The organism is Azospirillum sp. VT-I1, assembly GCF_055698305.1.
On the sequence record NZ_CP168800.1, the window covers coordinates 2,536,597 to 2,550,233 of the forward strand.

Genomic DNA, 13,637 nt, shown 5'->3' on the forward strand with positions numbered 1-13,637 from the left:
TCCCGCACCTATGCTAAGGTCGCCCGCGCGCCGGGGTGGAAAATGCGCGGCAAGTTCGCCGGGGGACCGTGATGAGCGACGAATTCCTGTTCGCGGAGGAGGAACCTGCCGTCGAGGTGGCGGCCGAGGCTGCCGAACCGGTCGAACCCTGGCTGATCCTGATCGTCGACGACGACCCCGCCATCCACGCCACCACCAAGATGGTGCTGCGCGGCTTCACCTTCGAAGGGCGCCCGGCGCAGTTCCTGTCGGCGGCCACCGCGGCGGAGGCGCGCGGGGTGCTGCGCGACAACCCGGCCATCGCGGTGATCCTGCTCGACGTCGTGATGGAGTCGGACGACGCCGGCCTGCGGCTGGTCCGCTACATCCGCAGCGAGCTGAGCAACCGCCGCGTCCGCATCATCCTGCGCACCGGCCAGCCGGGGCAGGCGCCGGAACGCGACGTCATCCTCAGCTACGACATCAACGACTACAAATCGAAGACGGAGCTGACGGCGCAGAAGCTGTTCACCTCCGTCGTCGCGGCGCTCCGCGGCTATCAGGACATCACCGCGATTGAGGACCACCGCGAAGGTCTGGAGCGCATCCTCGACGCCTCCTCCACCCTGCTGGGCCAGCGGACGATGGCGGAGTTCGTGCGCCATGCCGTGGCGCAGATCGTCGGCGTCTGCCCGCCGGGGGACGGGGTGGCGCTGGTCAGCCGCCTGTCCGATGGGCTGTCCGATGGCCAGTCCGATGGGTTCCGACCGACGGAACCGCTGGTGCTGGGCGGCGCCGGCCGCCATGCCGGGATGGAGGGGACGCCGCTGTTCCTGGCCCTGCCGAACGACGCGGTGCAGGCGGTGACGGCGGCGCTGGCTGACGGCCGCAACCGGTTCGAGCGCGGGCACAGCGTGCTGGTCTTCCGCTCCGCCACCCGGCGGCACGACACGGCGGTCTATCTCGGCCATTGCCGGGCCCTGACGGCGGACGAGCGGCGCCTGCTGGAGGTGTTCTGCGCCAAGGTCGCCATCGGCTTCGACAACGTCCACCTGTACGAGGAGCTGACCGAGCTGAACCGCAGCCTGGAAGCCCAGGTGGCGGAACGCACGCGCGACCTCGTGGCGGCGCGCGAGGCGGCGGAGGCGGCGCGGTCGGAGGCGGAGGCGGCCAACCAGGCGAAGTCGCTGTTCCTGGCGACCATGAGCCACGAGATCCGCACGCCGATGAACGGCATCCAGGGCATGCTGGAACTGCTGGAGCACACCAGCCTGACCGGCGACCAGCGCGAACTGGTCACAGTGGTGCGGGAATCGGCCGGCGCGCTGCTGACCATCATCAACGACATCCTGGACTTCTCGAAGATCGAGGCCGGACGGCTGGACCTGGAACGGGTGCCGGTCGCGCTGGCCGGGGTGGTGGAGGGGGTGGCCGACACGCTGGCCCCCGGTGCGCGGGCCAAGGGCCTGTCCCTGGTCACCTACATCGATCCCGACCTGCCGGCGGAGGTCTTGGGCGACCCGGTCCGCATCCGGCAGGTGCTGTTCAACATCGCCGGCAACGCGGTGAAGTTCACCCAGTCCGGTTCGGTGACGGTGCGGGTTGAACTGGCGCATTTCGACGGCGACCGCGTCATCATCCGGGTCGCGGTGACCGATACCGGCATCGGCATCTCGGCGGAGAACCAGATCCGCCTGTTCCGCCCCTTCACCCAGGCGGAGGTATCCACCACCCGCCGGTTCGGCGGCACCGGGCTCGGCCTGTCGATCTGCCGGCGTCTGGCCGAGCTGATGGGCGGCGACATCGGCGTCACCAGCGAGCTGAATGCCGGCTCCACCTTCTGGTTCACCTTCGCCGCCGATCTGGTCCCGGCAGGGGACGATGCCGCCGGCCTCCAGCGGGCGCCGCTGCAGGGGGTGACCGTGCTGCTGCTGGCCGCCGACGCGGAGGAACGCGGATTCCTCGCCCGCTACCTGAATGCCGACGGCGCCCAGTTGGTGGAGGCGGCCGACGCCGACGCGGCGTTGCGCACGCTGCTGCCCACCGCCGTCTGCGACGTGTTGGTCTCCACCTTGGGCACCGACAGCGCGGCACTGGACAGCGACCCACGTGGCCGGGTGCGCGGCCGGGTGCTGATCGGCGGCGATGCGCTGACCGCCGGCGATACGGCCGCACTGGGCTCCTCGGGGGTTGGGGCGGGAGCCGGGACCGTCGTCCTCGGCCGGCCGGTGCGGCGCGCCGCTCTGGTCCGTGCCGTTCTCGCCGCCGCCGGACGCATGCCGGCAGGGGAGGGCGGCCGGGCCGACCTGCAGCCCGAACCGGAGCCCGCCGCTCCCGCCGCCGGCCGGCGCCGGCTGCCCACCGTGGAGGAGGCGCGGGCGCAGGGACGCCTGATCCTGGTGGCGGAGGATCATCCGACCAACCGGCAGGTCATCCAGCGCCAGTTGACCCTGCTGGGCCATGTCATGGAGACCGCGGAGGACGGCGCCCAGGCGCTCGACCTGTGGCGGGCCGGCGGCCATGGGCTGCTGCTGACCGACTGCCAGATGCCTGAGATGGACGGGATGGAACTGGCCCGCAGCATCCGCGCGGCGGAGGCGGCCGGGGGAGGTCCCCGTTTGCCCATCGTCGCCATCACCGCCAACGCGACGGAGAACGAGGCCCAGCTCTGCCTGCTTGCCGGCATGGACGACACGCTGGCCAAGCCGGTCAGCCTCGCCGACCTGCGCCGGGTGCTCGACCGTTTCCTGCCTGCGCCGGACGGTGAGGCCCGGGAGGGGGAGGAGCCGTGCGATCCGCCGCAGGATCGGCCGCCGGTGAACGCAAAGTTGCTGCAACCAGCCCCTGAGCCGGCATCGCAGCCCGCCCCCGCCCCCGCCCCCGCCGTTGCCGACCTGCCGCCGATCGACATCGGGGCGCTGACCGCGCTGTTTGACGGCGACGCCGACTTCGTCCGGCATCTGCTGGGCGAGTTCGTGCTCTCCAACAGCGCCTCCCACCGTTGGCTGACCGATGCGCTGGCCGGCGAGATCTGGGACGAGGTGCGGCAGGCCGCGCACAAGCTGGCGGGCTCCTCCCGCACCGTCGGCGCCCGCGACCTCGCCGCCGCCGCCGATGCGGTGGAGATGGCGGTGATCGACCGCCGGCTGGACGGCATCGCCGCCATGGTCGCCCGCGTCGGCGTCGAGCTGGACCGCGTCGTCGGCCATATCGAGGCGGTCTGATCCCGCACCCCCGCGGGCTGTAACGAACCCGACATGGCAGCCCGCTTGTCGCCTTTGCGACAAGGTTGCGGCGCATCGCATCTCCCCGAAATCCCGAATGTTTCCCGTGGCTTGGCCGGCATTCCGCCGGCTGGCACGCCGCTTGCTGTTCTGGGTGTATCCCGGCCCGGTGCCGGCCCCAAACCCACATGCGCGCCACAGCGAGAGCGGAAGCCAAGGAGAACGGGATGCACATCGTCGTCTGTATCAAACAGGTGCCCGACAGCGCCCAGATCCGCATCCATCCCGTCACCAACACCATCATGCGGCAGGGCGTGCCCGCCATCATCAACCCCTTCGACCTGTTCTCGCTGGAAGAGGCGCTGCGGCTGAAGGACAAGGTGGGCGCCCGCGTCACGGTGCTGACCATGGGGCCGCCGATGGCGGAGACCTCGCTGCGCAAGGCGCTGTCGCTGGGCGCCGACGACGCGGTGCTGCTGACCGACCGCAAGTTCGCGGGCTCCGACACGCTGGCGACCTCCTACGCCCTGACCTCCGCCATCCAGAAGCTGGCGGAGGAGGAGCCGGTCGACATCGTCTTCTGCGGCAAGCAGACGGTGGACGGCGACACCGCCCAGGTCGGCCCCGGCATCGCCACCCGCCTCGGCTTCGAGCAGCTGACCTACATCACCAGGATCGAGGACCTGAACATCGCCTCCAAGGAGATCGTGGTGCAGCGCCGCTCCGAAGGTGGGGTGCAGGTGCTGAAGACGAAACTCCCCTGCATGATCACCATGCTGGAGGGCACCAACACCATCCGCTTCGGCAAGATGGACGACCTGTTCCGCGCCGCCCGCTACGAGCTGAAGACCTGGAGCCGCGACTTCACCGGCGCCGAGGAGGGCCGCGTCGGCCTGAAGGGCTCGCCGACCGTGGTGTCCAAGGTGTTCGTGCCGAAGCCGCGGGCGGAAAAGGCCAAGATGATCGAGGCCGCATCCGACACCCCCGACGCGATGGCCGCCGCCGCCATCGACGCCATCTTCGCCGCCCAGCCCAAGCTGGCCGACGACCTGCTCGCCCGCGCCGCGGCCGGGCTCTGACGATCAATCCGCGGGAGACCCGACGATGAGCGAACCGAGCAAGCCCCAGGGCCGCAAGTTCCAGCTTCCCGAACACCTGAAGGTTTACAAGAACGTCTGGGTGATCGTGGAGCAGGAGCGCGGCATCGTCCACTCCGTGTCGCTGGAACTGCTGGGCGAAGCCCGCAAGCTGGCCGACAAGCTGGGGGTGGAGGTGGGTGCCGTGGTGCTGGGCGCCGAAAGCCCCGACCTGAACCGCATCTGCGGCGACGCCATCAGCTATGGCGCCGACATCGTCTACAAGGTGACCGACCCGGCGCTGGCCGACTACCGCACCGATCCCTATTGCCGCGTCATGACCGACGTGGTGAACACCCACAAGCCGGAGATCGTGCTGCTGGGCGCCACCACGCTGGGCCGCGACCTGGCGGGCGCCATCGCCACCACGCTGGCGACCGGCCTGACCGCCGACTGCACCGAACTGGACATCTACGCCGACAACCGCTCGCTGGCCGCCACCCGGCCGACCTTCGGCGGCACGCTGCTCTGCACCATCCAGACGCTGGCCTACCGGCCGCAGATGGCCACCGTCCGCCCGCGCGTCATGGCGATGCCGGAGCGCGACGATGCCCGCACCGGCCGCGTCATCGAAATCCAGCCGGACCTGCGCGAAGAGGACATCGTCACCAAGGTCCTGAACTTCATCGCCGACCGCGAGCAGAACGAGGCGCAGCTGGCCTTCGCCGACATCATCGTGTCGGCCGGCAAGGGGCTGGGCAAGGTCGAGAACATGAAGCTGGTCTTCGACCTCGCCCGGGTGCTGGGTGCCGAGGTCGGGGTGACCCGCCCGCTGGTCCAGGCCGGCTGGGCCGGCAACGACCGTCAGGTCGGGCAGACCGGCAAGACGGTGCGGCCGAAGCTCTACATCGCCGCCGGCATCTCCGGCGCCATCCAGCATCGGGTCGGCATGGAGAAGTCGGACCTGATCCTGGCGATCAACACCGATCCGAACGCGACGATCTTCGACTTCGCCCATCTCGGGCTGGTCGGCGACGCGCTGAAGATCCTGCCGGCGCTGACCGACGCCTTCGGCCGCCGCCTGTCCGTCAACCGCATGGCCGGCTGACCGCCGGACGAGAAAGGAGCCTGTCGACATGGTCGAAAAGTTCGACGCCATCGTCATCGGTGCCGGCCCGTCCGGCAACGCCGCGACCTACACGCTGGCCAAGCAGGGGCTGAAGGTTCTGCAACTGGAGCGCGGCGAGTATCCCGGCGCCAAGAACGTTCAGGGCGGCATCATGTACGCCCACGAGCTGGAGAAGATCATCCCGGACTTCCGGGATGATTGCCCGACCGAGCGCCACATCATCGAACAGCGCGTCTGGCTGCTGGGCGACGACAGCTATGTCGGCACCAACTACCGCTCGGAGGCCTTCAACACCGACAAGCCGAACCGCTACACCATCATCCGCGCCAACATCGACAAATGGTGGGGCGAGCAGATCCGCAAGGTCGGCGGTCTGCAGATTTGCGAGACGACGGTGACGGAGCTGATCCGCGATCCGTCCGGCAAGGTGATCGGCGTGCGCACCGACCGCGAGGGCGGGGAAATCCATGCCGACGTCGTCATCATGGCCGACGGCGTGAATGCCCTGCTGGCCAAGCGCGCCGGCCTTCAGACCGAAGCGGCGCCGGAGAATGTGGCGCTGGCGGTGAAGGAAATCCTCTTCATCGATCCGGAGCTGATCCAGCAGCGCTTCGGCATCAAGGAGGACGAGGGCGTCGTCATCGAGATCATGGGCAAGGTGACCAAGGGGATGGTCGGCACCGCCTTCCTCTACACCAACAAGGAATCGCTGACGATCGGCATCGGCTGCCTGATCTCCGACTTCAAGAACGGCGATTGCCCGCCTTACCGGATGCTGGAGGACCTGAAGAATCACCCCGTCATCAAGCCGCTGATCGAAGGGGCGGAGATGAAGGAATATGCCGCTCACATGATCCCGGAGGGCGGCTACAAGGCGGTCCCGCAGCTCTACGGCGACGGCTGGATGGTGGTCGGCGACGCCGCCCATTTCAACAACGCCGCCCACCGCGAGGGCTCCAACCTCGCCATGGCGTCGGGCCGGATGGCGGCGGAAACGGTGATCGAGCTGAAGGCCGCCGGCAAGGGCTACAGCGCGTCGAACCTGGCTGCCTACAAGAAGAAGCTGGACGACAGCTTCATCATGAAGGACCTGAAGAAGTATCGCGAGCTGCCCGGCATCATGCACGGCAACAAGCAGTTCTTCGGCGCCTACCCCGACGAAATCACCGCGGCGGCCCACAACTGGTTCACCGTGGACAGCGTCGACAAGAAGTCGAAGGAAAAGCAGATCATGAAGTCCTTCATCAAGCGCCGCTCGGTGATGGGACTGGTCGGTGACGCAATCAAGCTGGTGAGGGCCGTGCGATGAACATGATGGTCAAGGTCGAAGAGAAGCTCTATCAGAACCGCTACATCGTCGACGAGAGCCGGCCGCATATTCAGATCAAGAGCGCGGAAGCCTGCCAGAGCTGCGAGAAACAGGCCTGCACCTTCTGCTGCCCGGCCGCCTGCTACAGCAAGAACGAGACCGGCGGCGTGACGCTGGTGACCGACGGCTGCCTGGAATGCGGCACCTGCCGCGTCGTCTGCCAGGACAAGGGCAACATCGCCTGGGACTATCCGCGCGGCGGTTACGGCATCAGCTATAAGTTCGGCTGATCGGACTTTTGGAGTCTTCCCCCGCCCACTCGACGGCCTCCGCGCGGCGACGCGCGGGGGCTGATTTGTCTTGAACAAAGGGGCGCTGATTGCCCCCACCCTAACCCTCCCCGCTGGGCGGGGAGGGGATCAGTGCTTTTTCGGGAGAGTGGCGGCAGTTCCTCCCCGCCCAGCGGGGGAGGATAGGTGGGGGCAATCAGCGCCCCTTCAACACCCCCGCCGCATGGGTCAGTGCCCGCTGCAGTTCCGCCGGGAAATAGGGCTTGCGGACGAAGCCGAAGGGCTCGCAGTCGGCGGCGCGGTGCCGGGTCTCGGCATCGGCGAAGGCGGAGGTGAAGATGCAGCGGATGCCGGTGCGCGCGCGGATCGCCGCGGCGGCTTCGATCCCGTCGCGGGAGCCGAGCAGGCGGATGTCCATCATCACGATGTCGGGACGCAGCCGTTCGGCCGCCGCAATCGCGGCATCGGCGTTGTCCTCGATCCCGATGACGGCATAGCCAAGCATCCCCAGGACCTCTTCCAAAGCCATGGCGGCGAGACTCTCGTCCTCGACGATGAGGATGCGCAGGGGATGGTCGGAGGCAAGCGTGGGATCTGTCATCGGACTCTTGCGGGTGCTGTCACAAGAATTCTACAGGAGCCATGCAGTCGGCGAACCCAAAAAGCGCAGGGTTATGACCAATGGCGCGGTCTGCGCCAGATGCATGGCGCAGCGGACAGGTATGGCCGCAGGGCAGCGCGGGAGGGTGGGAGAGAGATCGTGCTCCCTTGTTTTTCACCCGGTCGGCGTACCATCTCTATCCCATGGCTGTTTTCAGGACCGAACATCGCGGACCTGCGCGCGTCCCTTGCGGACCATTGGCGGGGCCGTGCCCTATTCCATGAGGAGGATGGCGATGGACCTGCGTGTCTGTTTCGAAAACATGGAAAGCGTCAACGTCAACGACGCGGCGATGATGAAGCACTACGCCAAGAGCTATCTGGCGGATTTCGACCCCGAATGGGCCGGCTTCATCATGCTGCCCCACGACGAGACCATGCGCGCGACGATGGAGCCGGCCTGGCAGGTGCTGATCCGCGACGCCACGCCGCGCACCGAGCAGGAGTTGCTCCGCTACATCGACGAGAACCCGATGGCCGCCTACCACGTCCACGTCTACCGGCGTGACGACGGCCCTAACGAGAGCAAGATCCACTGACGGCGAAAGGGGCGCAACCGGCGCCCCTTTTCCTGCCCGTGTTGCCGACGCGCGTTGCCGGCGCCGGCGGCTCAGCCGACCGGCGACCCCAGCAGGCTGTCCAGCGGGACGAAGCGGTCGGCCATCTTGCGCGCTTCCTCCTTGTGAACCTTGAAGGTCTTCTCCGCGATGGCGTTGGAGACGACGAAGTCCTGGTAGGCGCGTTCCAGATGGAAACGGTAGCGCGCCGACATCCCGTCGTCGTCCAGCCCCTCCATCCCATGGTCCGCCGACAGATAGTCGTGGAAGCGCTGCAGGATGTGCAGGCGGTTCACGTTGACCACGCGCTGGTCATAGGTGACGTGGAAGAAGCGCAGGAAGTCTTCCGCGGTTTCCAGATCGTCGAGGTCGTCGGTGAATTCGCTCATCGTCGAAGGCTCCTCACGCGTGCTGCTGGGTGGAAGGGGAGGGGCCGCACCCCTCCTGGTCGCAGATGTTGCCACAAGAGCTGCAGGCCACACCGTCCAAACGTATATCGCTGTGCATATCGTTCAGGCGAAATTCCGACAGGCGGATGTTCTTAGCAGGAAACTGTGACGTTTCGGTTGCAGTGTGGGCTTCCAGCCGGGCTTCGATGCGGTTGATGTGGTCGATCAGGCAGGCGATGGCCTTGCCGACCGGGTCCGGCATCAGGTGATGCTCCAGGTCGATGTTGTGGGGGGACAGCGGACGCCCGGGCAGATGGCTCTGGGTTTCCGGCCGCACCACCCGGCCGGGGATGCCGACCACGGTCATGCCCGCCGGCACCGGCTTGGTCACCACCGAGTTGGCGCCGACCCGCGCCTTGGCGCCGACGGTGATCGGCCCCAGGATCTTGGCGCCGGCCCCGACCAGCACGCCGTCCTTCAACGTCGGGTGCCGCTTGCCCTTGGTCCAGGAGGTGCCGCCCAGCGTCACCCCGTGATAGAGCGTCACGTCGTCGCCGATCTCGGCCGTCTCGCCGATCACCACGCCGGCGCCATGGTCGATGAAGAAACGGTGGCCGATTGCGGCGCCGGGATGGATGTCGATGTTGGTCACCGCGCGGGCGACGTAGGACAGGAAGCGCGCCGGCCAGCGCAGCCCCCGCCGCCAGGCCGCGTTGGCGAAACGGTACATCACCAGCGCATGGATGCCGGGATAGCAGGTCAGCACGTCGAAGACGTTGCGCGCCGCCGGGTCGCGGTCGAAGACGCAGGCGACGTCCTCACGCAGCAGGGCGATGATGCCGGGTCGGCTTTCCGGTTTGCTCATGTCGCCGCCTCCAGGAAGGCGTGCAGTTCCTCAGGAGTCGGCGGCCGCTTGGCGCGGGTGGCGAGCGCCCGCACCCGCGGCAGGACCGCCTGCGCCGTGGCGTCGTCGCAGGCGATGCCGAGCCGTTCATAGGCCAGCTTCACCGCCGCGGTGCCGGAATGCTTGCCCAGCACGATGCGATGCTCGCGCCCGACCTCGGCCGGGTCGAAATTCTGGTAGGTGGCGCGGTCGCGCAGCAGTCCGTCGACATGGATGCCGGCCTCGTGCGTGAAGACGGCGGCGCCGACGATGGATTTGTTGACCGCCACCGGCCGGTTGGACGCCCGCTCCACCAGATCGCTGATGGCACCGAGCGACCGCGTCTCCACGCCGCTGTCGATGTGGTAGAGGTGCTTCAGCGACACCACCACCTCCTCCAGCGGGGCGTTGCCGGCGCGCTCGCCCAGCCCGTTCACCGTGGTGTTAACGTGGGTGGCGCCGCCCAGCACCGCCGCCAGCGAATTGGCGTTGGCAAGGCCCAGATCGTCATGGGCATGGATCTCGATTTCCAGGTCGGTGGCCCGGCGCAGCCGTTCGATGCAGGCGCGCGTCTGGAAGGGGTCGAGCACGCCCAGCGTGTCGGCGAAGCGGAAGCGCCGCGCGCCGGCCTCTTGCGCCACCGTGGCGGCGGCGATCAGGAAATCCATGTCGGCGCGGGAGGAATCCTCACCGCCGACGCTGACCTCCAGCCCATGGTCGCGCGCCTGTTTCACCCGGCGTTCGATCTCCGCCAGCGCCCAGGCGCGGCTGCGCTTCAGCTTCTTCGTGATGTGGATGTCCGACACCGGCATCGACAGATTGACGAAGCCGACATTGCAGGACAGCGCCGCCTTCAGGTCGGCGTCGTGCATGCGGCACCACACCATAAGCCGGCCCGTCAGCCCCAGCGCCGCCACGGCGCGGATGCCCTCGCGCTCCTCCTCGCCCATGGCGGGGATGCCGATCTCCTGCTCCGGCACGCCGGCGGCGTCGAGCGCCTTGGCGATGGCGATCTTCTCGTCGAGCGTGAAGGCGACGCCGGCGGTCTGCTCGCCGTCGCGCAGGGTGGTGTCGTTGATGGTGGCGAAGGTGGTGGGCATGGGGGCACCTCGCGCGTAGGGGGAAGAGCTGCCCCCCATGAGAAGTGTCGCAGGCCGGGCCGGGGACCCGCCCCGACGGGGTGTCGTCGGGCGGGGTGCCGGGACGGGCCATCGACCCGACCTGCGATTCCGGTGTAACGAACTGAGCCGTTACGAATAGACGGGTGCGAATTCCTTGGGCTTACCGGCTTCCTGCTGCCAGTAGGGCGACAGGCTGCGCAGCTTGGCGATGATGCCCGGCACTACGGCGATGACCCGGTCGATCTCCTCCTCCGTCGTGTCGCGCGACAGCGAAAAGCGGGTGGCGCCATGGGCCGCGGTGTAGGGCACGCCCATGGCGCGCATGACGTGGCTGGGCTCCAGCGAGCCCGAGGTGCAGGCGGAGCCGGACGACGCGGCGATGCCGGCCTCGTTCAGCAGCAGCAGGATCGCCTCGCCCTCGATGTACTCGAAGGCAATGTTGCAGGTGTTGGGCAGGCGGTTGTCGGGGTTGCCGGTGACGAAGCAGCTGGGCACCGCCGCCAGGATCGCCTGTTCCAGCTTGTCGCGCAGCGCCTTCACCCGGGTGTTCTCGTCGCCCATATGGAGCAGCGCCAGCTGGGCGGCGGCGCCCAGCCCGACGATGCCGGGCGCATTCTCGGTCCCGGCGCGGCGCGAGCGTTCCTGGTGGCCGCCGCGCAGCATCGGGCGGTAGCGCAGGCCGCGCTTGACGTAGAGCGCGCCGATGCCCTTGGGGGCGTGCAGCTTGTGGCCGGACAGCGACAGCATGTCGATGGCGCTGTCGGCCAGCTTCATCGGGATCTTGCCGACCGACTGCACGGCGTCGGTGTGGAAGAGGGCGCCGACCTCCTTGGCCATGCGCGCCAGTTCCTCCACCGGGAAGATCGTCCCGGTCTCATTGTTGGCCCACATGATGGAGACGATGGCGACCCGGTCGGACAGGGCGGCGCGGTAGGCGTCCATCTCGAGGTTGCCCCGGTTATCCACCGGGATGCGGTGGACCTTGTAGCCGCGTTTCTTCTCCAGATACTCGCAGAGCGCCAGCACGCCGGGGTGCTCGACCACGCTGGTGACGATCTCGCGCTTCTTCGGATAGGCCTCCAGCGCCGACAGGATGGCGGTGTTGTCGCTTTCCGTCCCGCCGGAGGTGAAGACGATCTCGCTGTCATGGGCCGCACCCAGCAGGGCCTGGACCTGCTTACGCGCCCATTCGATCTTGCCGCCCACCGCGGCGCCGAAGCCGTGCATGGAGGACGGGTTGCCGAAATGCTCGGTGAAGAGCGGCAGCATCTCCTGCAGCACTTCCGGATCGACGCGGGTGGTGGCGTTGTTGTCGAGATAGATTCCCTGGCTCATGGCTTGGCGCTCCCCTTAGCCCGCGTGGGCCGGCATGAGGGACGCGGGCTTGACCCGCACGAACTCGCCGAGCTTCTCGACCAGCTTCATCTGCACGCCCATCATCGTGCCGGCCGACTGCGAACAGCCGGAGCAGGCGCCGGACAGCCGGACGTAGATGTCCTTGCCGTCGATGTCGACCAGCTCCACGTCGCCGCCGTCGCGCTGGATCTGCGGGCGCATCTCCTCGATGGCGCTCATGATGACCTGCATGCGCTGGACGTTCGTCAGCTTGGGCGCCGCGGCGGGTTCGGCCTTCGGCTCCAGCGGCTTGATGGCGTCGAGCCCGACGGTGCCGGGGACATGCTTGGCGGCGGGCTTCAGCGCGCCGGTCTTCGCCAGCACCTCTTCCAGAACCTCCTCGATCTTCTCGTGGCAGGTCTGGCAGGAACCGCCGGCCTTGGTGTAGTGGGTGACCTCCTCCAGCGTGGTCAGGCCGTTGACGGTCACCGCGCGCTCGATCATGGCGGCGTCGATGCCGAAGCATTTGCAGACCAGCTCGCCTTCCTCATGGTCGTCTTCCCACGCCTCGCCCTTGTAGTTGGCGATGGCGGCGCGCAGCGCCTCCGCCCCCATGACGGAGCAATGCATCTTCTCCGGCGGCAGGCCGCCCAGATACTCGGCGATGTCACGGTTGGTCAGGGTCAGCGCCTCGTCCACCGTCTTGCCGATGATCATCTCAGTCAGCGCGGAGGAGGAGGCGATGGCCGAGCCGCAGCCGAAGGTCTGGAACTTCGCGTCCTGGATGATCTGGGTGTCGGGATCGACCTTCAGCATCAGACGCAGCGCGTCGCCGCAGGTGATGGAGCCGACCTCGCCGACCGCGTTGGCGCTGTCCAGGACACCGGAGTTCTTCGGGTTGAAGAAGTGTTCCTTGACCTTGTCGGTGTAGTTCCACATGTCGCTGCTGCCTTTCCGTGGGGTGCGCGCCTAGGGGAAGAAGAGCTGTCCGGGGGATCAGTGGCCCCAATCAGTGGCCCCAATCAGTGGGTGGAGTAGGGGGCCGACGATCCGCAGCTGGACGAAGTGGTCGAGCAGGAGCCGCCGCCCTCTCCGCCGGCCGAGAAGGACTTGCCGCAGCCGCAGCTGCTCGTCGCGTTCGGGTTGTCGAACTTGAAGCCGGAGCCTTCGATGCCCTCGACGAAATCGACCACCACGCCCGACAGGAAGGGCTGGCTGTTGGCGTCGACGAAGATGGTGACCGGGCCGAAGCTGAGCACTGCGTCGTCGTCGCCGGCCGCCGCCTCCAGGCCCATCTGGTACTTCAGGCCGGCGCAGCCGCCGTCGGTCACCGCGATCCGCAGGCCGGCGGCAGCGCCGCCCGACTTCGCCAGGACCCGTTCCAGGGTGGAAACCGCCGCATCCGTCAGAGTCACCATGTCCCGCCTCCTCAAGCCGCGTTGCCGGGGGTGCCGGCCGATCTGACGAGAAGTATAGCAAATGGTGTGCCAAACAGCCAAAGCGTTGATTTGCAAGGATTGTAGGGTTGAATCGGCATGGCGAGAGTCCGACAATGTTTCGCCTTCCAACGTTTTTGTCGGGTTTGGCGCGTGTCGGCTTTGCGACAGCCGCGACACTTCGCCGCACAAAAATATTATGGTCTTTCCCTGCGCCCGCGCGCGTACCATGTGGCGTCGTCGGTGCGT

General features: G+C 67.8%; 13 protein-coding genes. 6 read left to right on the plus strand and 7 right to left on the minus strand.

Annotation, left to right across the window (positions count from 1 at the left end; all coding sequences use genetic code 11):
* Window positions 1-71 precede the first annotated feature (71 nt).
* From AB8P05_RS12245 to AB8P05_RS12265, 5 genes are all read left to right on the plus strand, one after another.
* Entirely contained in the window at window positions 72-3,203 is a 3,132-nt protein-coding gene (locus tag AB8P05_RS12245; RefSeq protein ID WP_472758117.1) for a hybrid sensor histidine kinase/response regulator, read from the plus strand.
* 227 nt (window positions 3,204-3,430) lie between these two features.
* A complete protein-coding gene (locus AB8P05_RS12250; protein ID WP_149225452.1) occupies window positions 3,431-4,282 on the plus strand; it encodes an electron transfer flavoprotein subunit beta/FixA family protein in 852 nt (283 codons plus the stop codon).
* Window positions 4,283-4,307: 25 nt separating this feature from the next.
* On the plus strand, window positions 4,308-5,387 hold the full coding sequence (locus AB8P05_RS12255) for an electron transfer flavoprotein subunit alpha/FixB family protein (RefSeq protein ID WP_455171044.1): 1,080 nt from the start codon (window positions 4,308-4,310) through the stop codon (window positions 5,385-5,387).
* Window positions 5,388-5,415: 28 nt separating this feature from the next.
* The gene (locus tag AB8P05_RS12260) at window positions 5,416-6,717 is read left to right on the plus strand and encodes an FAD-dependent monooxygenase (protein WP_472758118.1); all 1,302 of its coding nucleotides are present in this window, start codon (window positions 5,416-5,418) and stop codon (window positions 6,715-6,717) included.
* On the plus strand, window positions 6,714-7,007 hold the full coding sequence (locus tag AB8P05_RS12265; RefSeq protein WP_472758119.1) for a ferredoxin family protein: 294 nt from the start codon (window positions 6,714-6,716) through the stop codon (window positions 7,005-7,007). Before AB8P05_RS12260 ends, AB8P05_RS12265 begins: the two co-directional genes overlap by 4 nt.
* Before the next feature lie 196 nt (window positions 7,008-7,203).
* Here the strand turns inward: AB8P05_RS12265 and AB8P05_RS12270 are convergent, their stop codons facing one another.
* Window positions 7,204-7,608, minus strand: a complete 405-nt coding sequence (locus AB8P05_RS12270) for a response regulator (protein WP_472758120.1) — start codon at window positions 7,606-7,608, stop codon at window positions 7,204-7,206.
* Window positions 7,609-7,903: 295 nt separating this feature from the next.
* On the opposite strand from AB8P05_RS12270, the gene AB8P05_RS12275 reads away from it, so the two are divergent.
* A complete protein-coding gene (locus AB8P05_RS12275) occupies window positions 7,904-8,206 on the plus strand; it encodes a hypothetical protein (protein WP_111065673.1) in 303 nt (100 codons plus the stop codon).
* Between the two features lie 71 nt (window positions 8,207-8,277).
* Here AB8P05_RS12275 and nifW read toward each other — a convergent pair whose 3' ends face one another.
* The 6 genes from nifW to AB8P05_RS12305 form a co-directional block, all read right to left on the minus strand.
* A complete protein-coding gene (nifW, locus tag AB8P05_RS12280; RefSeq protein WP_455171048.1) occupies window positions 8,278-8,613 on the minus strand; it encodes a nitrogenase-stabilizing/protective protein NifW in 336 nt (111 codons plus the stop codon).
* Window positions 8,614-8,626: 13 nt separating this feature from the next.
* Window positions 8,627-9,478 (minus strand): serine O-acetyltransferase, encoded by an 852-nt coding sequence (cysE, locus tag AB8P05_RS12285; protein ID WP_472758121.1) that lies wholly within the window; start codon window positions 9,476-9,478, stop codon window positions 8,627-8,629.
* Window positions 9,475-10,596 carry a homocitrate synthase gene (gene nifV, locus AB8P05_RS12290; RefSeq protein ID WP_472758122.1) on the minus strand — a complete coding sequence of 374 codons (1,122 nt, stop codon included), beginning with the start codon at window positions 10,594-10,596 and terminating at the stop codon, window positions 9,475-9,477. Before nifV ends, cysE begins: the two co-directional genes overlap by 4 nt.
* A gap of 150 nt (window positions 10,597-10,746) precedes the next feature.
* Window positions 10,747-11,952, minus strand: a complete 1,206-nt coding sequence (gene nifS, locus AB8P05_RS12295; protein ID WP_472758123.1) for a cysteine desulfurase NifS — start codon at window positions 11,950-11,952, stop codon at window positions 10,747-10,749.
* Window positions 11,953-11,967: 15 nt separating this feature from the next.
* Entirely contained in the window at window positions 11,968-12,891 is a 924-nt protein-coding gene (gene nifU / locus AB8P05_RS12300) for a Fe-S cluster assembly protein NifU (RefSeq protein WP_472758124.1), read from the minus strand.
* Between the two features lie 83 nt (window positions 12,892-12,974).
* Window positions 12,975-13,370 (minus strand): HesB/IscA family protein, encoded by a 396-nt coding sequence (locus tag AB8P05_RS12305; RefSeq protein WP_472758125.1) that lies wholly within the window; start codon window positions 13,368-13,370, stop codon window positions 12,975-12,977.
* Between the last annotated feature and the right edge of the window lie 267 nt (window positions 13,371-13,637).